We start from the raw sequence: 26153 nt of genomic DNA, 5'->3' as shown, positions 1-26153 counted from the left end.
TAATTTAAAAAATCTTCCTCTTTTGTTTCTTTTCAAATTGGAAGGCCCTTATTGCCGAGGGTACACCCTACCAGGATTTTAGGATGATCAGATTTCAGGATTTTGCCTAACTCCGAAGCAAGCATTTAACAATTACTTATTCAATCTTAATTTTATGTCAAGCTCATATAAATTTGAAACCCTGCAACTACATGCCGGACAAGAAATAGACCCTACCACAGGCTCAAGAGCAGTTCCGATTTATCAAACTACATCCTACGGATTTAAAAATGCCGAGCATGGCGCAAATCTATTTGCATTAAAAGAATTTGGAAACATTTACACCCGCCTGATGAATCCAACTACTGATGTTTTTGAAAAAAGAATTGCTGCTTTAGAAGGTGGTGTGGCAGCTTTAGCGGTTGCATCTGGCCAGGCGGCACAGTTTATTGCCTTGCATAATATTTTAGAAGCTGGCGATAGCATCATTTCTTCATCGCATATTTATGGCGGAACATATAATCAATTTAAAGTTGCTTTTAAACGTTTAGGTATTCAGGTTGATTTTGCAAATCCTGATGTTCCTGAAGAATTTGAACAAAAAATCACAGATAAAACCAAAGCTATTTACTTAGAAACTATTGGAAATCCTGCTTTCAGCATTCCTGATTTTGAGAAAATTGCAGCTATTGCAAAGAAATACGATATCCCATTCATTGTAGATAATACTTTTGGTGCTGGTGGATATTTATTTAAGCCATTGGAACATGGAGCAAACATCGTTGTAGAATCTGCAACAAAGTGGATTGGCGGCCATGGAACAAGCATTGGAGGAATAATTGTTGATGGTGGTAATTATGACTGGGGCAATGGTAAGTTTCCCCAGTTCACTGAACCATCAGAAGGTTATCATGGATTGATCTTTAACGATATTTTTGGAATTGGTGGTCCATTCGGAAATATTCAGTTTATCATTCGTGCCCGGGTAGAAGGTTTAAGAGATTTAGGCCCGGCCCTGTCTCCTTTCAATTCATTTTTGTTATTACAAGGTTTAGAAACTTTATCACTTCGTGTGCAGCGCCATGTAGATAATGCGCTGGAACTGGCAACCTGGTTAGAAAATCATCCATTGGTTAAAGAAGTACAATATCCTGGTTTAGCAAGCAGTAAATACAATAGCCTGGCTAAAAAATATTTAAGCAACGGTTTCGGAGGTGTGTTATCATTTGAACTAAACGGAACCAAAGAAAATGCAACTCAGGTAATTGACAATTTGAAATTGGTTTCTCACCTGGCAAATGTTGGCGATGCGAAAACGCTGATTATCCAACCTTCGGCAACTACTCATCAGCAATTAAACGATACAGAACAATTAGCCGCTGGTGTAAAACCGAATGCTTTAAGAGTGTCAGTTGGTATTGAGCATATTGATGATATTAAAGCAGATTTTGAGCAAGCCTTTGCTGCCATTGGTCTAAAAGTTAACACCGAAAGTTTACAAGCATAAATCCTAAAAGGGTTTTTACCCCTCAGTATATTAAAAAAAATGCAAAACAGTAAAACCATTAGTACTTCAAAATCCCTTTCAGGAGATTTAGGAGCTATATATAATCATCCAAAACAATTTAAATTAGAAAGCGGAAAAAAAATTCGCAACCTTCAAATCGCCTATCAAACCTATGGTAAATTAAATGCCAGTAAAGATAATGTGATTTGGGTTTGCCATGCCCTTACTGCAAATGCAGATGTATTTGAATGGTGGGAAGGTTTATTTGGCCAGAATGCGCTGTTTAATCCAAACGACCATTACATTGTTTGTGCAAACGTTCTGGGTTCTAATTACGGAACAACCAGTCCATTAAGCACCAATCCTGTAAATGGCTTGCCTTATTACCTATCATTCCCACAGTTTACCATTCGCGATTTTGTTTCTGCACATCAGTTATTAGCCAATCATTTGGGTATCGATCAGATTAAACTTTTAATTGGTGGTTCTTTAGGTGGGCAACAAGCTGTTGAATGGGGAATAATTGAACCACAAAGAATTGAGAATCTGGTTTTGGTGGCAACAAATGCAGTGCATTCTCCATGGGGAATCGCTTTTAATGAAAGTCAGCGCCTGGCCATTACCACTGACAGGACTTTTTACGCAAACCAACCTGATGGTGGTAGCAAAGGCTTAAAAACAGCCCGGAGCATTGCGCTTTTAAGCTACCGAACTTACAGTGCTTATGGTAATACGCAGGTTGAAAGTGTAAATGATAAAACCGATCATTTCAGAGCATCATCCTATCAAAATTATCAAGGCGAAAAATTAATAAATCGCTTTAATGCTTATAGCTACTATTATTTAACCAAAGCAATGGATAGTCATAATGTTGGTCGAAACAGAAAGAGTATTGCTGATGCGTTGAAAACCATTAAAGCCAATACTTTGGTTATAGGGATCGAAAATGATTTTTTGTTTCCCGTTTCAGAACAGAAATATTTAGCAGATCATATCACTAATGCAGAATTCGCGACTATCCATTCGGAATATGGCCATGACGGTTTCCTGATTGAAACAAATGCCCTGACCAATATTATCGGAACTTTTATTAAAGAAAGCAGAAATAAAAAGATCATTAAGTTGCAGCACACAGCTTAACTGAGGTAGAAGGTTAAAAGGCAGAAGGCTTGCTTAAGGCAAAGCCCAAAGTGTTAAAATAACTATTAACCATAGATAGAAGTTAAAAATCAGTGGTAAAAATAAAATAGCAGATTAAAATCGTTGTAATCACAATACAAAAATGAGTAAGAATTTAAAAATTGGTTTATTTGGTTTCGGAGTTGTAGGACAAGGCTTATTGGATATTATCCAAAGCCAGAATCTGAACCTTGAGATAATTAAAATTGCCATTAAAGATCCAAGAAAAAAACGTACCCTTAATAAAGATCTGTTTACTACTAATCGTGATGAAATTCTGAACAATTCAGAAATCAATACCATTGTAGAATTAATAAATGATGCTGAAGCTGCTTATGAAATTGTAACTACAGCATTGAAAAATGGAAAAAATGTGGTTTCGGCGAATAAGAAAATGATTGCTACACATTTGAAAGAGTTGGTAGATTTACAGCAAAAACATGGTACTTCATTATTATATGAAGGTGCAGTTTGTGGTAGTATTCCAATCATCCGTAACCTGGAAGAATATTATGACAATGAGCTTTTTCATGCTTTGAGTGGTATTTTCAATGGTTCATCAAATTATATTTTATCGAAAATTTTTAACGAAAACCAAAGCTATAGCTCTGCTTTAAAAGAAGCTCAGGATTTGGGTTTTGCAGAAACAGATCCTATTCTTGATGTTGGTGGTTACGATCCTAAATATAAACTTGCCATTGCAACCGCGCATGCCTACGGCTTATTCATAAATCCTGATGCCATACTGAACATTGGCATTCAAAACCTTTCTCAGCATGATATTAAATATGCCCGTGAGAAAAATTTCAAAATCAAACTTGTTCCAACAGCCAGAAAGGTAGATACTAAACAGATTGTAACTTATGTGCTGCCAAAATTAGTGGCGAAGGATGACTTCTTATATAATGTTGAGAATGAATATAATGCAGTAACTGTTCAGGCTGCGTTTGCCGATAAACAGTTTTTCTTTGGCAAGGGTGCTGGTGGCCACCCAACGGGTGCAGCGGTATTATCTGATATTGCAGCTCTACGTTACGATTATCGTTATGAGTACAAAAAATACCATTCAGAAAATGGTGTAAAACATACCGAAAACATTCTTCTGGAGATTTATTTACGATATGCCGACGAGGATTTAATCAGTCTCCTGGAGTTTGATGATATCAGTGAACGTTACGCTGCAAATGAATTTAAATATGTTATTGGTACTGTGAGGTTAGATAGTTTAATCAAAAACCGTGATTTACTTTTAGATAAAGACGTTTTCATCGCCTATACAGGAAGGCAAATTTATAAAGAAGAAAAAATAGCTGCTCAAGTTTACGAAGAAGCTGTACTATAATATTTTAAGGTTAATTTTTTTATTTGTTTTGTTGTTAAGCATAAAGGTTGGAGCGAGTCCGACCTTTTGCTTTTTTATGAGCAGTATTTTGTTAGCCTGAGATTTTATAAAAAATTTGCTTCTCAAATTTTAAACAGTTTCTCAAACCAGGGATATTAATAATTAAGGTGCTTTAATATATTTTTCTATAATCACCCGATTTACCCCAGCCTCTTCAACCTTTTCAACACCAGTTTGGATTAAGGTATCCTGATGGAAAGCTAGCTTAAATTCAAATCTTTTTCCTGCCCAATTTTTATCTCTATAATACTCAAGATGCTCAATATACTGATCGCCATTTAAAGTATAACTTCCACCGCCAGCATCAAAATCGGCAGTATCTTTTGGATTGATACTATGTTTTAAAAAGGCAAAATGTGTGTTGTTTATAATTTTGATCATTTTAAAATCTTTGGTGTAGTCAGTTATCTTACTCGATCCATTTTCAATGGTTGTTCCAGATATCAATTGCCACGTACCCTGAATTTCAAGATTTGTATCACTTTTACTTTTGCAGGAGGTTAATAAGGTTACTGCGAAGATTACCAATAAGTTTAATTTCATATTATATAGGTTTTAAGGAGATGGATAATTAACCTCTACCTGCCATTTCTGTTAATTTATTTGCCAGGTCTTTTCCAAGGTAACCATCTATAATTGCATGAACAACATACAAAATCGGTGTCATTAAAATTGCAACTATAAATTTATAAGTATAGTTTACCAGGCCGATTGCGGCAACCATTTCTAAACTGTAATCATATTGAGGATTAAGGTAAAACGCAATAAAAATAACAACAAAACTATCAATAAATTGAGAAACCAACGTTGAGCCTGTTGCTCTTAACCAAAGCGCCTTTTCCCCTGTAATTTTTTTAATCCGATGAAAAATCAGAACATCTGCCAACTGACCGATGATAAATGCAATGATTGATCCTACAATAATCCACATGCCTTGCCCAAATATGCCGGAAAAAGCATTATTCATATTTAAATCTTCGCCATTTATTTTTTGATGAACCCAGAAATCGGCTGCACTTAAATGCATGGAGCCCCAAACCACCAAAAAAGCAAAGGCGATTAAAATAGCTGTGAGAATAGACAAAAAACGAACCTGCTTAATGCCAAAATATTCATTGATGATATCAGTCATGATGAAAATAATGGGCCAGGTCAAAACCCCTGCCGACATCACGAATGATAAATTTGGCACTCCAAATAAGTTGATATCAAACTTTCTGAAGCCCAACGTTTCCTCAACACTAAATAATTTAACTCCTATAAATTCTGATAATATGGCATTTGCCACGAAAAAACTACCCAGAATGAGCAATAAACGGCTTTCTTTAGTTTTAAAAGTCATAATGCATAAATCTAGAAATAAATAGTTTCAGAAATGCAGGTTGAGCATAAAATTCTAAATTAATTTGTTAACAGACCTTTATATTTTACAATCAGTCCATTTTAAAAATAGTTTAAGAACTTAAATCTCCCAATCTTTGCAGCTGCTAAAAAAACGGAAATTTCCATGGCTAACAAACAACACTTTTATCTCATCTTAATTTTGGGTTCATTGGCAGCCCTTGGTCCGTTTTCTATTGATATGTATTTACCTGGCTTTGTTGATATTGCCAAAGACTTAAAAAGCACCGAATCTACTGTAGCCTTATCTTTATCCAGTTTCTTTATCGGAATTTCCGCTGGACAATTATTATATGGACCATTATTGGATAAATTCGGACGTAAAAAACCATTATATTTCGGTTTGGTACTGTATATCATATCTTCATTTTTGTGCTTAGCCGTTACTGATGTTAATCAATTAATTGTTCTTCGATTTATACAAGCCATTGGAAGTTGTGCAACTGCAGTTGCTTCTGTAGCAATGGTTCGCGATTTATTCACAGTAGAAGAAAGTCCAAAGGTATTTGCATCATTAATGCTTGTTATTGCGGTTTCGCCAATGCTTGCCCCTACTGCAGGTGGCTATTTAATTTCGATTTTGGGTTGGAAATATGTGTTTGTATTTTTGGGATTGATGGCGATATTGATCCTATTGGCCACCATCTTTAAATTACCAGAAAGTTATAAACCCGATCCGAACTATTCACTTAAGCCGAAACCCATTATAACTAGTTTTATAAACGTTTTAAAAGAACCGCAATTTTATACTTATGCCTTAATCAGTTCAATCACGTTTTCTGGCTTATTTGCTTATGTGTCATCTTCGCCAACCATATTCATGAATATTTACCAAATAAGTAAAACTGGCTACGGCTGGATCTTTGCATTGTTATCTGTTTCTTTTATAGGTTGTAGTCAGATAAACAGTTTGATTTTAAAATGGTTCAGTAGTAAAAATATAGTAACATGGGCACTTCTTGCCCAATGTATGTTCAGCCTGGTATTTTTAATTTTTGCTTTAAACAACTGGTTAAATGTATATGCCACGATTGGATTCATCGCATTATTTTTGGGCTGTTTAGGATTTATCAACCCAAATGCAGCAGCTCTATCATTAGCTCCATTTAGCAAAAACGCAGGAAGTGCATCAGCTTTAATGGGCGCCTTACAAATGGGATTAGGTGCTTTAGCATCAGTTATGGTAAGTTTATCAGGCGAACATTCAGTGGTTCCAATGCCTTTGGTAATGACGGTTGCGGCCTTTATTGCGTTAATCTGTCTTCTCATAGGAAGAAAGTTTATAACAGCTGAAATTGAGGCCTCTGCGGATGCAGCAGTTGCCGGACATTAAATTAGTTGGGAATCTTAATGCATTTTTTTCAATAACTAAAGCTTTAAGGTTTCCACTCGCGTGAAATGACGACAAAAGCAAAAGACTAAGCATAGAAATGCAATGTCATTAAGTTCTGTATAATCTCTATCAATCTGAGCGTAATCGAAGACCTGTTCTTTAAATTCAAATTACGGCACAAACAGCTTATAAATCAAATAGCAAGCTATGGTTCCTACGGCAGCAATAATAAATCCGCTCAATCTTTTCTTTTTTATAAAACAGATCAGTACAATTCCAGAAATAGAAACCAAAGTCATTAATACCGCCGAAATATCAATAATCCACGACCATGCTTTGCCCGAATCTCTTCCTTTATGCAAATCATTGATCACGGCAATAAAGCCAAACCGGGTAACGGTTAACTCATACTTTCCTGTTTCACGATCAATGAAAGAATCAGCGATATAACCAGGACCATTAAAAGTTATACTGCATTCATTGTCATCAATTCTAAAATCACTCACTGCACCTTTAACCTCATGTTTGTTTCGAAAGTATTCAACCAGCTGAAGTTTATTAATTTTAGCCGTATCTGATTGATTAACCCAACTTAAATTCACATTTCCAGAATCTTTGGTCACAACTTCTTTTCCCGAAGTAAACCAATCTGCATGATTTAAAGTTAGTCCAGAAACCGCAAAAAAAAGCAGGATAGTAAAACTGACCATCGATAAATAAATGTGCAACCAGCGCGATAAAGCGGCAAAACGTTTTTTACCTCTTCCCTTTCCTTTATCATTTTTTAAGACCTTTCTGCCCAGACCTGCTGGCGCAGTTATGACATTATTTTTTTGCGGTTGTGATTTTTCTGTAGTCAAGTGATGCTGATGATAATTCTGTATTTGGTTTAAATTCTATTTTTTTAGCCGTGCCGGTAAATTTCATGGATTGTGAAAGAATCTGATAAGTTCCGTGTTCACGCGCAACCTCAATAAAAACGGTATAATTTCCTTCTTTAACCAATTTCCCTTCATCATCTTTACCATTCCAAACCAGGCTGTATTTTCCAGGACCACGCGTTGCGGAACTTGTAGAACTCAATTTGCTGTCTTCTCCTTTTTGAAACTCTTCTCCGTTAGAACGATTCCACGATTTTAAATCAGGAAGCCAGCGAGGTTTATTGTACCAAATGGCAAGGTTGCGCACGGGCTTTTTCGTGTCATCTTCTACCCAAACCGCTACAAAAGGACGACGAACACGCCTTCCATCTGTTGATTCTATATTCGCTAGTTCTAAATTTACAATCAACTCCATTTTTGTGTCCCAAAGTTTATCGGCTTTGGTTTTACTAAGGGAAGCGATTGCAGGTTTAATTATTTCAACTTCATATTTTGTCCATGCCTGGTTTTTAATTTCAGCACCATCTTTTGTAACCAACATATATGCTATATCATTTCTCGATGCCGCGATTTTTTCTATTTCAACGACAGAAAGCACATTGAAAGATGTTGCTAAAGCCCCTGCTTCACTTGCATTTGGAGTAATTACAGTAGCACTGATGATTTCAGAAACAGGTTTTCCAGTGCGTGGATCAACAATGTGAGAATACCATTTTCCATTTACATGATAACCTCTGCGATAATTTCCACTGGTTGCAACAGCCTTGTTTGATACTTTTATCGTCGATAAAGCTGTCTCATTTTCTGCGTCAGCCTTGGGATTTGCAATTTCAATTATTTCGGTTCCTCCTCCTTTTATTACGATATCACCTCCAATATTAACAACTACATTTTCAATACCTGCTGTATGAATGGCCTTCTCTGCCGCTTTATTGATAATGTAACTTTTTGCAAAAGAATTTAAAGCAAGTGGCGCATCATCCAAACGCGTTACCGTTGAATTTTTCTCATCTAAGATATAATGCTTTTGTTTTACGGCACTTAATGCAGTTTTTAATTCGGCAGCTGATGGCAAACTATTTTCAGCTGCGGCTTTTTTCCAAACTCGATTAATCACTTCAGCTGATGCATCTAAAGCTCCGTTGGTCAATTCTTTATAATGTTCAAATTGTTGAAGTACTTCAAACAACTCAGCAGAGATCTTGGTAGTTTGCTGACCATTTTTCATCCATCGCGTAAATTCAGAAGAGTTTTTATAAGCGCTTAAAATATCATCAAGCCGATCAATTTCATTTAAAGCATTTAGTTCGGCAATGTCTGCATCAGCTTGATTTTCTGCCTTAAATTTCATTTCCAATGAAGTTCCCAATACATTTTCATAATTGGCAACAAAAACCTGCATTGTTTTTTTTGGCTTTACAAATCCAGAGCCCACAATAATCAGTAAACCAATGGCAACTATGTGTTTAAATTTCATAATTGAAGAAATTTTAATGTTTAATTGCAAAGAAAAAGTTTTATTTGGATTAATTATAGATAACGCTTAAATATAATTGAAATGATACAGGAAGTTATTAAATTTTTAAGGTATTGATCCATCAGCTGAAAAACCTTAAATGCTTTGCTTTTATTCTTTAAGCTTTTTTTTCCTATTTTCGCTTATAACATGTTGAATCTACAATCTAAACTTCCAGGCGTAAGCACTACCATTTTCTCGGTAATGTCTAAAATTGCAGCCGAATATAATGCTATTAATTTATCGCAGGGTTTCCCTGATTATCCTTGCGATCCGAAACTTGTTGAATTGGTAAATAAAGCCATGAAAGACGGTTTTAACCAATATGCACCTATGCCTGGCAACATTTTTCTAAAAGAAACCGTTGCTGAAAAAGTTGAAAAACTATATCATGTAAAATATAATGCCGACACTGAAATTACCGTTACCGCTGGTGGAACTCAAGCTATTTTTACGGCATTAACTGCCATTATTAATCCTGGTGACGAGGTTATTATTTTTGAACCGGCTTATGATAGTTATGCACCAACTGTTAAGCTTTTAGGTGGACTGGTAAAAACATACGAACTGGCGCCACCTCAGTATGCTATAGATTGGGACATGGTAAAAAAGCTTTTCACGGCAAATACGAGAATGATTATTTTGAATTCTCCACAGAATCCGACTGGAAGCATCTTATCAAAAGAGGATATGAAATCGTTGATCAAGTTGATTAACGGAACCGACATTTTAATTCTAAGCGATGAAGTTTATGAACACCTGATTTATGATGACCACCAACATCAAAGTGTAATGCTTTTTCCTGAATTAAGGGAAAGAAGCTTCATTGTAGCCTCATTTGGTAAACTTTTACATGCCACAGGCTGGAAATTAGGCTATTGCCTCGCACCTGATAAACTAACTAAAGAATTTAGAAAAGTACACCAATTTAATGTTTTCAGCGTTAATAGTCCAATGCAACAAGCCATTGCCGATTACATTAAAGAACCAGGCCATTATAATGGAATCGCGACTTTCTTCCAGGAGAAACGCGATTATTTCAGAAGGCTGATGGCTGAAAGTCGCTTTGACCTATTACCCTGTAATGGCTCTTATTTTCAATGTGCAGGTTATAGCAAAATTAGCGATGAAAAGGATGTGGATTTCAGTATGAGACTGATCAAAGATTTTGGAGTTGCCACCATCCCTGTTTCGGCATTCTACCAAAAAGCAACAGATCATAAAATTATCAGATTCTGCTTTGCCAAAGAAAATTCAACACTTGCATTAGCTGCAGAAAAATTAAAGAATGTTTAATCATCCCGTAAAACTAAACATATGGAAACACCTGTTTATACCCAAATGGAAAACCTGAAAGTCACTGTGTTTCAGGCTTATCTTTTCTGGGAAAACATAGAGAAAAACCTCATAAACCTAGCGCTCAGGTTATCAATGGGAGTTAGAGAAAAAACTGATTTGATCATTTTACCTGAAATGTTTAATAGTGGTTTTAGTATGAATTCGGAAGCTTTGGCTGAAGAAATGGGTGGTTTTACCATGCAGTGGATGCAAAAAATGGCATATCAATACAACTGCGTAATAACAGGAAGTTTAATTATCAAAGAAAATGGAAATTATTATAATCGCTTGATCTGGATGGAACCAAATGGTGAGCATAAACATTATGATAAACGCCATTTATTTGGCTTAGGAGAAGAGGATAAAAATTTTAGTGCTGGCCATGATAAGTTGATTGTTGAACTAAAAGGCTGGAAAATTCGATTGGCTGTTTGTTATGATTTACGTTTCCCGGTTTGGTTACGTAATGTAAATGAAGAGTATGATATTCTCCTTTTGGTAGCTAGCTGGCCAGATAAACGATCAGGCCATTGGAAAGCTTTAATCCCTGCCCGCGCTATCGAAAATCAAAGTTATGTAATTGCAGTAAACCGTGTGGGGCATGATGGTAATCAGGTTTATCACAGTGGTCATTCCATGTGTATTGATCCTTATGGAAGCACTGTTTATTACAAGCCTGAAGATGAAGATTTATATACGTTTAGCATTAATTACGAGGAACTGGTTAAAATAAGGCGACAATTCCCATTCTTAAAAGATGCAGACCAGTTCAGTATCAGTTAGCATTTTTCAATTTCCATTAAAACTAAATTCTAACAAACAACCCATTCAACAATAACTATAGATGTTCAATCGCCGTAAATTTATAAAAGCCTCTGCCCTTTCGGCTGGTTTATTAGCGCTCGATAAAACGAGCATGGCCAGTACAATTCCAACACAACGAACTAATGTTGCAAATTTTCCTGTCGTCATTTCGACATGGGATTTTGGTATCGCGGCTAATGCAGATGCCTGGAAAGTCTTATCTAATGGTGGCAGCGCTTTAGATGCCGTAGAACAAGGCGTTTGGGTACCCGAAGCCGATGAAAAAAATCAGTCTGTTGGTTATGGTGGTTTACCTGATCGGGATGGTAAAGTTACGCTTGATGCCTGTATCATGGATGAAAATGGAAACTGCGGTGCTGTTTTGGCTTTAGAACATATCAAGCATCCTATTTCTGTTGCCAGAAAAGTAATGGAAAAAACACCTCATGTAATGCTTGCCGGAGATGGTGCTTTACAATTTGCCTTAGAACAAGGATTCAAAAAAGAAAATTTACTAACACCATCAAGTGAGAAAGCCTGGAAAGAGTGGCTAAAAACGGCTAAGTATGAGCCCGTAATGAATATTGAGAACAAGCTTTATGAAAAAGCAGCACCTCAAAAATTACCTGGTAACCAATACAATCATGACACTATTGGCATGCTTGCACTTGATGCCAGGGGGAATATTTCTGGCGCATGTACAACGAGTGGAATGGCCTATAAATTACATGGAAGAATTGGTGATAGCCCAATTATCGGTGCAGGTCTATATGTTGACAATGAAATTGGCGGCGCAACATCTACTGGTGTTGGAGAAGAAGTAGTTAGAAATGTGGGCTCTTTTTTAGTGGTTGAACTGATGCGCCAGGGTTACACGCCCGAAGCCGCCTGTAAAGAAGCCGTTATGCGCATTATCAAAAAGAAACCAGAAACGGCTAAAAACATTCAAGTCGGTTTTTTGGCCATCAATAAAAAAGGAGAATATGGTGCTTATGCCATTCAACAGGGATTTAGTTATGCTGTTTGCAATGCAGAAAAGCAAGATCTTTTAATAAAAGGAAAAAGCTATTATTAAATGAATATAAACATCCCATAAAATCAACTCTCTGTTAAACTAGGTACTTAAAATCTCCAAAAGGATGAGTTGTTTTGGATGAATGAATCCTTCAATCTCCTAATTGTGATAAATTAAAAAATAATAAATCAAAAAACTTTCATAAAGCTTCATTAATGAATAGTGATATAAATTCATGTGATTCAAAATCTCCTTCAGATCATTTAACAATTGGTGTTTTAGAAGTTTGTGCGAACTCATACGAATCTGCATTGGCAGCACAAAATGGGGGCGCTAAACGGGTAGAACTGTGTGATAATCTGGCTGAAGGAGGAACAACTCCAAGTTATGGGCAAATTGCATTATCAAAAAAGAATTTATCAATCGAAATCTGGCCGATTATTCGTCCGCGTGGTGGAGACTTTCTGTATTCTGATACAGAATTTGAGTTAATGAAAGAAGATGTAAAAATCTGTAAATCATTAAACTGTGATGGAATAGTTATAGGAATACTTAAAGCCAATGGAAACGTAGATCTGGAAAGATGTGCTGAAATTATCGAAATTGCAAAACCGATGCCAGTAGCTTTTCACCGGGCCTTTGATATGAGCAATGATCAGGAGAAAGCATTGGAAGATCTGATTGCTTTGGGAATGGTAAGAATTCTTTCTTCAGGTGGGGCACCCTCTGCTATTCATGGAGCAGAAAAACTGGCTAAACTGATCAAACAAGCTAATAGCCGAATTAGCATAATGCCTGGGGCAGGAATAAACAAAAGCAATATTCAAGAACTGATAGTAAATACCGGAGCCACTGAATTCCACGCTTCTGCAAAGGTTTTTGTATCAAGTAAAATGGAATTTCGAAATAACGAAACCAAAATGGGCAGTATTGAAGATGAGTATCAATATGAATTGACTTCTACAGAAAAGGTAAAAGAACTGGTTGAAATTATCGGGAAAATTTAAAATAAATTGATTGCGCATATCATCATCCTGAACATTTTTCTAGAATTAAATAACAGGAAAGATGCTGAAATAAATTTACTCCGTAGCTTTCCGCTTCGCTACAGGTCAGCATGACTTGGTGGTTAAGCATCACGCTTAAAAAATCATACATGAACGGTCGTCATCCTGAATTTTTCATTTGTTTTTAAGTTTTTATTGGTATTCAAGAGGGCTGCACCGTTTATTTCAGTACCTGAATAACATGAACACTGGGCAAGAAAGATGCTGAAATAAATTTACTCCGTAGCTTTCCGCTTCGCTACAGGTCAGCATGACGTGGTGGTTAAGCATCACGCTTAAAAAATCATACATGAACGGTCGTCATCCTGAACTTGTTTCAGGACCTTAATGATATGAACACTTAGCAAAAAAGATGCGGAAATAAATTTACTTCGTAGCTTTCCGCTTCGCTGCAGGTCAGCATGACGTGGTAGTTAAGCATCACGCTTAAAACACTATATGTGAACACTTGTAAAATAATTCAATAACTGTAAAACAGAGAACAAAAATATTCACAATAGTTTAATATCCAGATATTTAGTTATATTTAATCAACTAAAACAAAAACTAATTGTTATGAAAAAATTCTCATCTCTAATACTGATCGCATTATTATTTGCAGCCTGTCAAAACAAAGAGGCGAAAACCGCTGACACCGGATCAGCTGATAGTACGAAGTATCCTTATACCATTAAGAATGCACAAGCCTGGGAAATGAATAATGACAGCAAAAATGCTTTGACTGCCATGACGCTCATTAAAGCTTTTGAAAACTTAGACACGGCTGGCATGAGCAAAATTCTGACCGATAGCGTTTGGTTTAACCTGGATGGTTACAAATTCAAAGGCACAAAAACACAGTTTTTAAACGAGATACAAACAGAATTTGCGAAAATGAGTGGATTCAAAATTGAAATGGAAGATATGGAATCTGTGATCAATAAAGATAAAAGTGAAGAATGGGTTAGCCTTTGGTATACTCAGGTTTCTACAACAAAGGACGGCAAAAGTGATACTGTGCGTTTGTTTAATGATATAAAATTAAAAGATGGCAAAGTATCCGGTTTATCGGAATACGCTCAGCACCCAATGAAAAAATAAGAAGAAGGTGCTTAAAAGTCAACCTTTCATTATCGTAAAAGGAGAATTCCTATATTAAATGACTTTTAAGCATCATATTTAAGTTAACGTTTTTCGCCACTTCCAGGAATATAATGCAATCCTGGAGTTAAGTAATGAAGCAGAATTACTCTCGAGTACCTGTAGTTTATTGGCGAACACAATAACACTCCAAAAAGAATTAGTCCTACATAATACCAAAGATTTTCATAAACCAGTGGCAAACCAAGAATGTAAGAGGCCACCCCTATCGTAATAATCTCAGCCACATTCATTGCATAACTTACAAACATGGCCACATAGAAAAATCCTGGTTCGCGTTCAAACTTTAGATTGCAAACCGGACAGTAAATATTGGTTTTTTGCAGTTTAAAAGCATAAGCACTTCCTGTAAAAATATCGCCTTGGCGGCAACGCGGGCATTTACATTTTATAAAAGCTTGAAATTTAGACAACTCAGCCATAATATTATTATTTGATGCTGCAAATTTAGGTTTAAATAAGTCGCAAAATCATGACCTATGTCATGTTTACAACACTTATTTTGCTTCACTGTTTTGTGTAATCAGGCCACTTTAATTATTTTACCCTTTTTAGTAAAAATTAAGTTTTTCCGTACCAGTAGTTTAACACCTCTAATAACGGTTTCAACCCTTAATCCTGTCATATCAGCAAGTTCCTGACGAGTCACTTTTAAGTGTCCTCCTATTTCAATATCATTCAATAGATACTTTATAATGGTAAGAAGGCGATGTTCAGCTTTTTCATTGGCAAGCTCTTCAAGCATCATTGATTTATAAAATAACCGGTTACTTAATGTTTGAATGATCTCAGTGCTAAAATCAGGCATACTTTCAATAAGGTGGAAGAAGTCGCTTTTTCCAAGCAGGATAATTTCAGAATCCTTACTCGCTATCGTAAAAGCTAAATATCTACGGTTTACAATTAATGCAGGTTCTCCAAAATACTGCCCTGATTTAAAAATTCCCTGTATAAACTCTCTCCCATCTTCATTTACAGTAACCATTCTTACCTCGCCTGATTTGATGAAATAGACATATTTTGGGAACATACCAGGCTCATAAATAATAGCATCCTTCGGATATTCTTTTATTAAAAAACCGCTATTTATGAGTTGTTGGATATCCATCAATTTAAAATGAGAAATTACCCGATGGTTTCTTTCATTAAATCTGCGTAAAACTGTTTTAACGTTAAGCCCATTGCGGCAACCTGCTGTGGAATGAAGCTTGTAGCTGTTTGCCCTGGAATGGTATTGATTTCAATAAAATAGAATTTCCCGGTTTCATGCTCCAAAAAGTAATCAATACGAACAATGCCTCTGCAATTTAATTTTTTATAAATATCTTTAACGATTTGATGAACCCTTGAATATTCCTCATCGCTCATATTTCCAGGGGTAATTTCCTGTGTGGAACCAGGAGTGTATTTAGCCTCAAAATCAAAAAATTCATTGGTTGGAATTACTTCTGTGGTAGGTAAAACGGTGATTTTTCCCTTAGCACTGAAAACGCCAATCGAGAACTCTCTTCCGCTTACAAACTCTTCAATAAGCACCTGACTATCTTCCTGAAAGGCTTTTTCTAGCGCATTTTCCAAATCATCAGCGTGTTTAACTTTACTCATTCCAATACTACTTCCGCCACTGTTTGGTTTAACAAAATATGGTAATCTCAAATTTTGCTTAATTTGATTGATATCGTAATTCCCATCTTTAAATATCTGAACAGATTTTGCCGTATACAAATGATCAATGCCTTCTACAATGGCTTTGGTATAACCTTTATTCATCGTAATAGATGAAGTCAGAGCATCGCAGGTAGTATATGGAATGTTCAACATATCAAAATATCCCTGAAGCTTCCCATCTTCGCCCGGAGAACCGTGAATGGCAATAAAAACACCATCAAATTTAATTTTACGGCCTTCAAGAGTGAGTGAAAAATCGTTTTTATCAATTTCTATTTTAATAGAATCAGCAGGTTCATAAAACCATCCTTTATCATTTAGCATGATTTTGTATACATCGTACAAATCAGCATCAATATTTTGAATAATAGTTGCCGCACTTTTTACCGAAACAACCCATTCGCCTGTGGTACCGCCTGTTAACAATGCAATCGTTTTTTTCATTAGAGAAATCCTTAATTATAAATAGAAATGATCGTAAATATATCCTCAAAAATATAAATATCTTTGTGCAATGTTTAATTTTGACAGAGAAATTGATTGCATGAGTGATTGAATAAATATCATGATTATTCAACAATTGAATCATTCAATAATTCACTCATTAATTAAATTAACTACATTTGAGTTTGTACGCATAACACCAGAATTTAAGATTCATGTCTAAATTTATAGATTATTTAAAAACCAAATCCTTTAGGAATAACCTTTTAGCAGCAGTTTTAACTGTTATCGGCCTTCTGCTTATCGCTTTTTTTAGCCTAAGATATTACACTAAACATGGGCAAGGTTTAAATGTACCGATGGTTAAAGGCTTATCCTTTGAACAAGCCGTTAAAAAACTCGAAGATGTTGGTTTAAAATACGAGGTTGACTCTGTTTTTATTATGGACGAACCAGCGGGGATTGTAATTGATCAGGACCCTGATCCAAATACCTTTGTTAAAGACAACAGAACAATCTATTTAACTATTAATGCGGGAAAAACTCCGGATACAAAATTCCCTGATATTGCGTTTAAAACTTTAAGAGAAGCCCAGGCAATTATTGAAAGTTCCAGATTGAAACTTGGAGATACTATATATAAACCGGATGTGAGCAGAGATGTGGTTTTAGAAGCTTCATTTGGTGGATCTCCAATCCAGGCTGGCGATATTATCCCGGTTGGCTCAAGAATTAATTTGGTTTTAGGAGATGGCAGAGGAAGTGAAGAGGTTGATGTTCCGCAATTGGTCGGATTAACAATAGATGAAGCAAAATTCAGTTTGAAAGGATCAAACCTGAGCTTAGGTACCATTATTTATGAAGGAAGTATAACCGACAGTGCAAATGCCGTTATTACTAAACAAAATCCAATGCCTGCTGATTCGGTAACCAAAGTTGCCATTGGAACAAGAATTAATATCACGCTATCAAACAAAGAACAATAACACACGAATGACTGAAGTAGAAAAAAAGAATACAAGTATTGGGAAAAAAGCTGTAATTGCTATCATTGTTTTAATTGTATTGGTTGCCGGATATTTTGCTTTAAACTTTTACAGGCTTTACTTTGCCCCTAACGTTACTGAGAATCAAAAATATTTGTATATTAAAACGGGCAGCAACTACGATGAATTGATCACCAACATAAAGAAGAAAGATATCGTAAATAGTGTTTCTTCATTTGCCACTGCTGCTGGTAAAATGGATTTACCACAAAACTTAAAACCTGGACGATATCGCTTAAAAAAAGGAATGACCAACCGCACGTTGATCAATTTGATTAAAGCCGGAAACCAGGAGCCTGTTAAATTGAAATTTCAAAACATCCGGAAAAAAGAAAATTTCGCTGCTTATCTGGCAAGTAATTTAGAGGCCGATTCTTTAAGCTTTATCAATGTATTGGATTCTACCGCATTAATTGGCAAATATGGCTTCAATGAAGATAATGTATATGCTATGTTTATTCCAAATACTTATGAAATGTACTGGAATATTTCGCCGGTAGACTTTTTTGAGCGTATGCATAAAGAATACGACAGGTTCTGGACTGCTGACCGTAAGCTGAAAGCAGCAAGTTTAAACCTTACTCCTGCTCAGGTTTATACGCTGGCTTCAATTGTTGATGCTGAAGCACTTTTTGATAAAGAAATGCCAATCATTGCTGGCTTATATTTAAACAGGTTAAACAAAGGGATTTTGCTGCAGGCCGATCCAACAGTGATTTTTGCTAATAATGATTTTACGGTAAAACGGGTAACAGGCAAATTGTTACAGGTACAATCGCCGTACAATACCTATAAATATGCTGGTTTACCTCCTGGTCCTATCATGATGCCAAGTATCAATGCCATTGATGCCGTTTTAAACCGCAATCAAAATAATTACATTTACATGTGTGCCAAGGAAGATTTTTCCGGCTATCACAATTTTGCTGAAACAAAAGCTCAACACGAAATCAATGCGAAGAAATATCGTGATGCTTTAAACAAAAGAAATATTTTTAGGTAATGTTTGTACATGAAACGAAAGTAAAAGTTCGCTATGCTGAAACCGATCAAATGGGCGTTGTTCATCATGGCAACTACGCATTGTATTATGAGATTGCCCGAACAGAATGCTTCGAGGCTTGTTCCGGAATAACATACGAATCAATGGAGGCAGGCGGTGTAATGCTACCATTGTTAGAGCTTCAATCTAAATTTTTAAAGCCTGCATTGTATAATCAGGTTTTAACGGTTAAATGTATTGTTAAAGAATTACCAACGGTTCGTTTAAATGTTGAATATGAGATTTATAACGAAAAGGACGAATTGATCAATATCGGGAAAACCGTTTTGGTATTTGTAGATAAACATACCAGAAGGCCTTGTCATCCACCTCAGAATTTTATGGATGGCGTAAAACAACATTTTATATTGTAGATTAATGGAATGGGTACACAGGCAATTATTACATCTTAAAATCTATTCGAAATTTATCGAATGGACTAAAGGTTGCATATTACCTGGTTTTAGCCCTTTGCCCTTATATACTGTTGCCACTTTCTTTTTTAAGGAAATTGGTAAAGATACACTTGTTAATAAGTCATCTTCTTTAGCTTACAGCTTTATGCTGGCTATTTTTCCGGGAATTATTTTCTTATTTACATTAATTCCGTTTATTCCGATAAAAGGCTTCCAGGATCAGTTACTGAGTTTAATTGAATTGGTATTGCCACATAATGCTTACGATGCATTTGAATCTACACTCAAAGACATTGTTAAAAATCAAAATAAAGGTTTACTATCTTTCGGTTTTTTATCAGCTATTTTCTTTGCTACAAATGGAGTAAAAAACCTCATGAAAGCCTTTAACAAGTCATCATTAATCATTGAGACGCGAGGTTGGTTAGAGCAGCGTTTAATTGCTTTTATTCTCACATCTGTTATTTGCCTTTCAATTATTGTGTGTATTAGTGCTATGGCCATAGGAGAAGTACTTTTAAACTATATTAAAGGAGAATTACACATTAAAGATAGTTTAGCGGTTTACGCCATTCAGTTTACAAGATGGGCTTTATTAGCTATTTTGTATTTCATCACGATTTCAATTTTATACCGCTATGGTCCTTCTCATACAAAAAAATGGAAATTATTCAGTGCTGGCTCATGGTTAGCTACCATCCTGGCTTTTATAACCATTTGGGGATTTTCATTCTATATTAATCATTTTGCTTCTTACAATAAAGTATATGGTTCTATTGGAACATTAATCGTTGTAATGATTTGGCTTTATTTAAATTCACTGATTTTATTGATTGGCTTCGAGCTCAACGCAAGTGTTGATGTAAGCAAAAGAAGTGTTAAAATCATTCGTCCAACGTTCAATCTATTTAAAAAAACCGATCCGATTGAAGAAAACATACAGAAGAAATAATTTTTTCTTCCTCTGTGTTAAGCAATTATCAACTTAATATAAAAAAAACGCAATCATTGTTTGCAGATTTAACGGGAGTTTGTACTTTTGCCTCCGGAAAGCTGGCAGAGTGGTCGAATGCGGCAGTCTTGAAAACTGTTGACTGTAACAGGTCCGGGGGTTCGAATCCCTCGCTTTCCGCCAAATGCGAAAAAGTGTTTTTATTAGAACACCTTTTCGCATTTTATTTTTATGAGTAACTGTAGGCCAATAAGTTTATTGAATGGTAAAGACTACTCTCAATCCTTTTTAAGGGAAACCCCTCATCTTATCTAAAATTCTGATAAAAATTCAAAAAATACCAAAGAGGAAGAATGCGCCCCGAACACTTCTAATTCATGTTATTAACTATCAAATCAGCAAATCTTACCGATAAATTATGACCCGTGATGTGAACTTTGTGAAGGAATTGAGGCAAGCAGAAAATTGGTATCAATTACGGCACATATTATTAAAACAGGGAATTAAGCTAAAATAAGAAAGAGGCTTTATGAGGCCTCTTTCTTATACTAGTGCAAATAATTATTAAACGTTTGTTATTCTACTTTGAGCACTAATCTTTAATTGTTTATTTATCCGCTCTAAAACATCGTAAATATCAAAAGGCTTACTAATGTAGTCATTCGCAAATGCCGCGATTGCCTTTTGTTCGCTATTATTTTGGGCAGACATGACAATGATTGGAATGTGTTTAGTAAAAATGTCTGTTTTAAGATCTTCACAAATTTCAGCGCCATTACCATCGGGTAACATCACATCAAGTAAAAAAAGATCAGGCATTGCATCCTGAATATTTCTTTTTAATTCTGCAAATGAAGAAGATAATTGCAATTCAAACCCTTCTTCCTTTAAAAGAATTTCAATTACGTTTCTAATTTCCTGGTCGTCTTCTAAAATGTGTATTCGTTTAGTTTCCATATTCAAATTATATCGTTTTGGTTTTTTTCGTGCGAGTTTTATCACACAATAGTAACAGTAACACCTAAACTTTCTAAATGTTTTACAATTTGTTCAGAAATTCCTTTATCTGTGATAATGTGATCTATTTCATCTAATCCGCAAATTTTTCCGAACCCTCTTTTTCCAAATTTAGTGGAATCGGCAAGTACTATTGTTTTTTGCGATGCATTAATCATTTTGCGGTTTAAGTGTGCTTCCATTGCATTGGTGGTGGTTAAACCAAAATCCAAATCTATGCCATCAACCCCTAAAAAAAGTTTATTAAAATAAAAATCTCCCAAAACCTGTTCTGCATAAGCACCCATTACAGAAGAAGAGCTTTTTCTTAACAAGCCCCCTAATTGTATCACTTCAATGCTCGGTTCACGCATCAATTCAAGTGCTACATTTAGAGCCGATGTTACCACAGTTAAATTTGTGCCTGGAGCTATGTTTTTAGCAAAATACAATACTGTTGTGCCTGATGCAATTACAATTGAATCATTTTCATTAAGTAATGACACTGCAGCCGAACCAATTTTGTTTTTTTCTGTTGATTGCAGTTTTTCTTTTTCATTAACCGGCCGATCTATGGTATAAGGGTTGTTTACTGTTGCTCCTCCATGGGTTCTAAAAAGCAATGCTTTATCCTCAAGAAGTTTTAAATCCTTTCTTATTGTTACAGATGACACTTTCAATTCCTTACATAAGTCTACAACATTGATATATTGATCTCTCTGCAGACGATTTAAAATAAACTGGTGCCTCTCAGCTAAATTCATCATAAACTTTTATTATTATGTATCTCGCAAAATAGCAAATAATATGCTCACAAAATCGATTTTTAAAAATATTTAATATTTTTTTAACACATATATTATATTATTTCGATAATGATTACTTATAATTGCGTATTGTTTCGTTTTATTATTTTTAGAAGTAAATGGAAAGACTACATAACCATCATTTACCAAACAACTTTATTTGGGATATCATCATAATTGGAGGAGGTGCAACTGGTTTGGGCACAGCGCTTGATGCTACAACCCGCGGCTTAAAAACTTTATTGGTAGAACAATCAGATTTTGCAAAAGGAACTTCAAGCCGCAGTACAAAATTGGTTCACGGTGGAGTACGTTATTTAGCGCAAGGTGATATTGGCCTGGTAAAACACGCCCTGAGGGAACGGGGTTTATTGCAGCAAAATGCTAATCATCTGGTTAATAAAGAAGAATTCATAATTCCTTGTTACGATTGGTTCTCTGTAGTAAAATACCTGACAGGCCTTACACTTTACGATTGGTTAGCTGGTAAATTTAGTTTTGGGAAATCGAAATATTTTTCTAAAAAAGAAACATTGGCAATAATGCCTGGTATTAAACAACAAGGGTTAAAAGGAAGTATCAGGTATTATGATGGTAAGTTTGATGATGCCAGACTTGCGATTAACATTGCACAAACTGCAAAAGAAAACGGAGCAACATTGTGTAACTATACGAAAGTGGTTTCTTTGCTAAAGAACTCCAATAATGAAGTTACTGGTGTTGAAATTCTTGATACCATAACGGGCGAAACATCTAAACAATCTGCAAAAGTTGTAATAAATGCTACTGGCGTATTCGTTGATGATATTTTGCAAATGAATAATCCTCAGTCAAAAAAACTGGTACGTCCTAGTCAAGGTGTTCATGTTGTTTTAGATAAGCATTTTTTAAACAGCGAATCAGCCTTAATGATTCCTAAAACTTCTGATGGACGTGTGCTTTTTGCAGTTCCATGGCATCAACATTTACTGGTCGGAACTACCGACACACCATTAAATGAACATAGCCTGGAACCCAGGGCGCTGAAAGAGGAGGTTGATTTTATTATGGCTACTGCTTCAGCCTATTTTACCAAAAAACCTAAGGAAAAAGATATTTTAAGTGTTTTCTCTGGCTTAAGGCCTCTTGCTGCACCAACCAATGCAGATGGAGACAGCACAAAAGAAATTAGTCGCGATCATAAATTAATGGTATCTGCTAAAGGATTACTTACAATTACAGGAGGTAAATGGACTACCTATCGTCGCATGGCGGAAGAAACAGTGGATTTAGCGATAAATCATGCGAATCTTCATGCCACTCCCTGTATTACAAAAGGACTAAAAATACACGGTTGCAATAATGTTAGAGGAGATCATCATTTAGATATTTATGGTACAGATCGAAAAAACATTGAGGCGTTGGCACTGAATGAACCTGAATTAAACGAAAAGCTTCACCCTCATTTCCCTTACCTGGAAGCTGAGGTGGTTTGGTCTGCAAGAAATGAAATGGCAGAAACAGTTGAAGATATTTTGAGCAGAAGATTGCGGGTATTGTTTATTGATGCTCATGCGGCAAAAGAAATGGCTCCAAAAGTAGCCTCGCTCCTTGCAAAAGAATTTAAGCAACAAATTAGTTGGGAAAAAGATCAAATCAATATTTTTAATAATTTAGCCAACGGCTATATCTATCAATCAGAATTAATTGAAGAAGAACCCACAGTGGCCAAATCATAACTAACCAAATTTTAAACTATGAGTAAGTATATCATGTCTCTCGATCAGGGAACCACAAGTTCGAGAGCAATCATTTTTAATCATAATGGCGAAATTGTTGCCGTAGCACAGAAAGAATTCACTCAGATTTACCCACAGGCAGGTTGGGTAGAGCATGATCCGTTAGAAATTTGGTCTACCCAACTATCAGTTGCAGCAGAAGTTATTGTAAAAGCCGGGCTTTCTGCAACAGACATAGATTCAATAGGCATAACAAATCAACGCGAAACCACAGTAATTTGGGATCGGGAAACAGGTCAACCCGTTTATAACGCCATTGTTTGGCAAGACAGAAGAACATCGGCCTACTGCGATGAAATTAAGGCTCAAGGCCTGGCTAAAAAAATCCAGGATAAAACGGGTTTAATCATCGATTCTTATTTTTCGGCTACCAAAGCGAAATGGATTTTAGAAAATGTTAAAGGCGCAAAAGAAAAAGCCGAAGCCGGCAAACTTGCTTTCGGAACAATAGATTCATGGTTAATATGGAAATTGACCGGAGCCGAAAAACATGTTACGGATGTTACCAATGCATCTCGCACAATGATCTACAACATTCACACTTTAGCGTGGGATGATGAATTACTTGATCTGTTTGGCATTCCAAAAAGCATGTTGCCCGAAGTGAAGTCATCAAGCGAGATATACGGAGAAACTGCGGGAAAAATTCTGGCTGCTAAAATACCGATCGCAGGTATTGCCGGCGATCAACAGTCTGCTCTTTTTGGTCAAATGTGTACCGAAGTGGGTATGGTCAAAAACACTTATGGTACAGGTTGTTTCATGTTAATGAATATTGGTAACGAACCTAAAATATCAGCTAACAACTTGTTAACAACTATTGCCTGGAAAATCAAAGATCAGGTTCATTACGCTTTAGAAGGCAGTATTTTTATCGGCGGGGCCGTTGTACAATGGTTAAGGGATGAAATGGGTTTAATTTCTAAATCGGCCGATGTGGAAAGCCTGGCACAAAAAGTAAAAAATACTGATGGCGTTTATATTGTTCCCGCTTTTGCAGGTTTAGGTGCCCCGCACTGGAACCAACATGCACGCGGCACCATTACGGGATTAACCCGTGGCACAAACAAATCGCACATTGCAAGAGCAGCATTAGAAAGTATTGCCTATCAAACGATGGATGTATTAAAAGCAATGGAAGCCGATGCCGGTGTAAACATTGCCGAACTCCGTGTTGACGGAGGTGCTACAGCAAACGATTTATTGATGCAATTTCAGGCAGATTTACTAAAAAGCAAAGTGATCAGACCTGAAATCACAGAAGTAACGGCTTTAGGTGCTGCTTATTTAGCTGGTTTAGCCACTGGTTTTTGGAACAGCATAGATGAAATACGTTCGCAATGGAAAATAGATAAAACATTTATTGCAGAAGAAGGGATTGATAATACAGAACGCATTAAAGGTTGGAACAGGGCTATAAAGGCGGCTAAGGCAAGTGCCGAAGATTAGTTTATTTAAATTCATCATCTATTAGATTTTTAACCAAATATTTATCATGACAGAATTTGTCGCAGAATTTATCGGCACAGCACTTTTAATCTTACTTGGAAATGGTGTTGTTGCAAATGTTGTGCTTAGTGGCACAAAAGGAAATAATAGTGGCTGGATGGTAATTACAACCGCATGGGCACTTGCCGTATTTGTTGGTGTTGTAATTGCCGCACCGTATAGTGGGGCACATTTAAACCCGGCAGTAACCATAGCATTAGCGATAGCACAGAAATTTCACTGGATTAAAGTACCATACTACATTTTAGCACAACTTTCGGGTGCAATGGTGGGCTCATTTTTAGTATGGTTAATATATAAAGATCATTTTGATGCTACTGAAGATAAAGGCTTAAAAGCCGCTCCTTTTGCCACGGCTCCAGCAATCAGAAATTTAAAGTCAAATTTATTTTCTGAAATTATTGGAACTTTTGTGTTAATTTTTGTGATCTTTTATTTTACCAATGCAGAAATGGGAAGCGAAAAAACACCCATTGGCTTAGGCTCGTTGGGTGCCATACCTGTAGCATTTTTAGTATGGGTAATAGGGCTGGCTTTAGGTGGCACAACGGGTTATGCCATCAATCCGGTTAGAGATTTAGGTCCAAGAATTGTTCATGCCCTTATTCCAATGAAAGGAAAAGGAACGAGCGATTGGGGCTATTCCTGGGTTCCAATAGTCGGTCCGGTTATTGGAGCAACTCTGGCGGCTTTGCTCTATCTCTCCTTAAATTTATAGGTCAAGTCAATGAATCTCTATTGCTAAATCAATAGAGATTTTTTTTTTAAAAAATAATTGCAGTCTAACCAATAGATATAATTAAAAAATATAAGCTGGTTTGCTATTTCTTTGATAAATCACTAAAAACATATTTCCCTCATCGACATAAAAACAAACAACAATTAAATTATTATATTTGAATATTAAGCATCTGTTTTCTAATCAATATACTCA

Annotated in this window: 25 protein-coding genes and 1 tRNA gene; 17 read left to right on the top strand and 9 right to left on the bottom strand. The window is 35.9% G+C overall.

Annotated features, from left to right (window positions below):
- The first annotated feature begins 154 nt into the window (after window positions 1-154).
- The 3 genes from DU508_RS01375 (at window position 155) to DU508_RS01365 (ending at window position 4007) form a co-directional block, all read left to right on the top strand.
- The gene (locus DU508_RS01375) at window positions 155-1486 is read left to right on the top strand and encodes an O-acetylhomoserine aminocarboxypropyltransferase/cysteine synthase family protein (RefSeq protein ID WP_115401064.1); all 1332 of its coding nucleotides are present in this window, start codon (window positions 155-157) and stop codon (window positions 1484-1486) included.
- A gap of 39 nt (window positions 1487-1525) precedes the next feature.
- A complete protein-coding gene (locus DU508_RS01370; protein WP_115401063.1) occupies window positions 1526-2626 on the top strand; it encodes a homoserine O-acetyltransferase family protein in 1101 nt (366 codons plus the stop codon).
- Window positions 2627-2768: 142 nt separating this feature from the next.
- Window positions 2769-4007: a homoserine dehydrogenase gene (locus DU508_RS01365; protein ID WP_115401062.1), complete on the top strand. Its 1239-nt coding sequence runs from the start codon at window positions 2769-2771 to the stop codon at window positions 4005-4007.
- 162 nt (window positions 4008-4169) lie between these two features.
- Here the strand turns inward: DU508_RS01365 and DU508_RS01360 are convergent, their stop codons facing one another.
- A complete protein-coding gene (locus tag DU508_RS01360) occupies window positions 4170-4610 on the bottom strand; it encodes a hypothetical protein (protein ID WP_115401061.1) in 441 nt (146 codons plus the stop codon).
- 28 nt (window positions 4611-4638) lie between these two features.
- The gene (locus DU508_RS01355; protein WP_115401060.1) at window positions 4639-5409 is read right to left on the bottom strand and encodes a queuosine precursor transporter; all 771 of its coding nucleotides are present in this window, start codon (window positions 5407-5409) and stop codon (window positions 4639-4641) included.
- A gap of 165 nt (window positions 5410-5574) precedes the next feature.
- Between DU508_RS01355 and DU508_RS01350 the strand changes: the two genes are divergently transcribed.
- Window positions 5575-6801: a multidrug effflux MFS transporter gene (locus DU508_RS01350; protein ID WP_115401059.1), complete on the top strand. Its 1227-nt coding sequence runs from the start codon at window positions 5575-5577 to the stop codon at window positions 6799-6801.
- Window positions 6802-6971: 170 nt separating this feature from the next.
- Here the strand turns inward: DU508_RS01350 and DU508_RS01345 are convergent, their stop codons facing one another.
- Complete coding sequence (locus DU508_RS01345) at window positions 6972-7661, bottom strand: PepSY-associated TM helix domain-containing protein (RefSeq protein WP_199562627.1); 690 nt, start codon at window positions 7659-7661, stop codon at window positions 6972-6974.
- Entirely contained in the window at window positions 7627-9159 is a 1533-nt protein-coding gene (locus DU508_RS01340) for a DUF2271 domain-containing protein (protein ID WP_115401058.1), read from the bottom strand. Before DU508_RS01340 ends, DU508_RS01345 begins: the two co-directional genes overlap by 35 nt.
- A 189-nt stretch (window positions 9160-9348) precedes the next feature.
- Between DU508_RS01340 and DU508_RS01335 the strand changes: the two genes are divergently transcribed.
- From DU508_RS01335 to DU508_RS01315, 5 genes are all read left to right on the top strand, one after another.
- Window positions 9349-10494, top strand: a complete 1146-nt coding sequence (locus DU508_RS01335) for a methionine aminotransferase (RefSeq protein ID WP_115401057.1) — start codon at window positions 9349-9351, stop codon at window positions 10492-10494.
- 45 nt (window positions 10495-10539) lie between these two features.
- On the top strand, window positions 10540-11319 hold the full coding sequence (locus DU508_RS01330; RefSeq protein ID WP_115401776.1) for a nitrilase family protein: 780 nt from the start codon (window positions 10540-10542) through the stop codon (window positions 11317-11319).
- Window positions 11320-11380: 61 nt separating this feature from the next.
- Window positions 11381-12415 carry a N(4)-(beta-N-acetylglucosaminyl)-L-asparaginase gene (locus DU508_RS01325; protein ID WP_115401056.1) on the top strand — a complete coding sequence of 345 codons (1035 nt, stop codon included), beginning with the start codon at window positions 11381-11383 and terminating at the stop codon, window positions 12413-12415.
- Between the two features lie 155 nt (window positions 12416-12570).
- Window positions 12571-13362, top strand: coding sequence for a copper homeostasis protein CutC (locus DU508_RS01320; RefSeq protein WP_115401055.1), 792 nt, complete (start codon window positions 12571-12573; stop codon window positions 13360-13362).
- Window positions 13363-13977: 615 nt separating this feature from the next.
- Complete coding sequence (locus tag DU508_RS01315) at window positions 13978-14502, top strand: nuclear transport factor 2-like protein (RefSeq protein ID WP_115401054.1); 525 nt, start codon at window positions 13978-13980, stop codon at window positions 14500-14502.
- 83 nt (window positions 14503-14585) lie between these two features.
- On the opposite strand, the gene DU508_RS01310 is transcribed toward DU508_RS01315, so the two are convergent.
- The 3 genes from DU508_RS01310 to DU508_RS01300 form a co-directional block, all read right to left on the bottom strand.
- Window positions 14586-14984, bottom strand: coding sequence for a DUF983 domain-containing protein (locus DU508_RS01310; protein ID WP_115401053.1), 399 nt, complete (start codon window positions 14982-14984; stop codon window positions 14586-14588).
- 101 nt (window positions 14985-15085) lie between these two features.
- Window positions 15086-15670, bottom strand: a complete 585-nt coding sequence (locus tag DU508_RS01305; protein WP_115401052.1) for a Crp/Fnr family transcriptional regulator — start codon at window positions 15668-15670, stop codon at window positions 15086-15088.
- A gap of 17 nt (window positions 15671-15687) precedes the next feature.
- Complete coding sequence (locus DU508_RS01300; protein WP_115401051.1) at window positions 15688-16674, bottom strand: D-alanine--D-alanine ligase; 987 nt, start codon at window positions 16672-16674, stop codon at window positions 15688-15690.
- Between the two features lie 215 nt (window positions 16675-16889).
- Between DU508_RS01300 and DU508_RS01295 the strand changes: the two genes are divergently transcribed.
- From DU508_RS01295 to DU508_RS01275, 5 genes are all read left to right on the top strand, one after another.
- On the top strand, window positions 16890-17660 hold the full coding sequence (locus DU508_RS01295; protein WP_115401050.1) for a PASTA domain-containing protein: 771 nt from the start codon (window positions 16890-16892) through the stop codon (window positions 17658-17660).
- Between the two features lie 7 nt (window positions 17661-17667).
- Window positions 17668-18723, top strand: coding sequence for an endolytic transglycosylase MltG (gene mltG, locus DU508_RS01290; protein WP_115401049.1), 1056 nt, complete (start codon window positions 17668-17670; stop codon window positions 18721-18723).
- Window positions 18723-19136 carry an acyl-CoA thioesterase gene (locus DU508_RS01285; RefSeq protein ID WP_115401048.1) on the top strand — a complete coding sequence of 138 codons (414 nt, stop codon included), beginning with the start codon at window positions 18723-18725 and terminating at the stop codon, window positions 19134-19136. The genes mltG and DU508_RS01285 overlap by 1 nt, the downstream gene beginning before the upstream one ends.
- Before the next feature lie 4 nt (window positions 19137-19140).
- Window positions 19141-20130 carry a YihY/virulence factor BrkB family protein gene (locus DU508_RS01280; protein ID WP_115401047.1) on the top strand — a complete coding sequence of 330 codons (990 nt, stop codon included), beginning with the start codon at window positions 19141-19143 and terminating at the stop codon, window positions 20128-20130.
- A gap of 95 nt (window positions 20131-20225) precedes the next feature.
- A tRNA-Ser gene (locus tag DU508_RS01275) sits at window positions 20226-20313 on the top strand.
- A gap of 381 nt (window positions 20314-20694) precedes the next feature.
- Here DU508_RS01275 and DU508_RS01270 read toward each other — a convergent pair.
- Together DU508_RS01270 and DU508_RS01265 are read right to left on the bottom strand one after the other, a co-directional pair.
- Entirely contained in the window at window positions 20695-21087 is a 393-nt protein-coding gene (locus tag DU508_RS01270) for a response regulator transcription factor (RefSeq protein ID WP_115401046.1), read from the bottom strand.
- 41 nt (window positions 21088-21128) lie between these two features.
- The gene (locus tag DU508_RS01265) at window positions 21129-21893 is read right to left on the bottom strand and encodes a DeoR/GlpR family DNA-binding transcription regulator (protein ID WP_115401045.1); all 765 of its coding nucleotides are present in this window, start codon (window positions 21891-21893) and stop codon (window positions 21129-21131) included.
- Between the two features lie 158 nt (window positions 21894-22051).
- Here DU508_RS01265 and DU508_RS01260 point away from each other — a divergent pair, with 158 nt between their 5' ends.
- Genes DU508_RS01260 through DU508_RS01250 form a run of 3 tightly spaced genes read left to right on the top strand, consistent with a single transcriptional unit; the run spans window position 22052 to window position 25937 of the window.
- A complete protein-coding gene (locus tag DU508_RS01260) occupies window positions 22052-23650 on the top strand; it encodes a glycerol-3-phosphate dehydrogenase/oxidase (protein ID WP_199562626.1) in 1599 nt (532 codons plus the stop codon).
- Window positions 23651-23668: 18 nt separating this feature from the next.
- Window positions 23669-25159 (top strand): glycerol kinase GlpK, encoded by a 1491-nt coding sequence (gene glpK, locus DU508_RS01255; RefSeq protein WP_115401044.1) that lies wholly within the window; start codon window positions 23669-23671, stop codon window positions 25157-25159.
- Window positions 25160-25205: 46 nt separating this feature from the next.
- A complete protein-coding gene (locus tag DU508_RS01250; RefSeq protein WP_115401043.1) occupies window positions 25206-25937 on the top strand; it encodes an MIP/aquaporin family protein in 732 nt (243 codons plus the stop codon).
- Window positions 25938-26153: the final 216 nt, after the last annotated feature.

It is taken from the genome of Pedobacter chinensis (genome assembly GCF_003339865.1).
GTDB lineage: Bacteria > Bacteroidota > Bacteroidia > Sphingobacteriales > Sphingobacteriaceae > Pedobacter > Pedobacter chinensis.
Note: the sequence above shows the minus strand (reverse complement) of the source record. Positions and strands in the feature narration are given on the sequence as shown.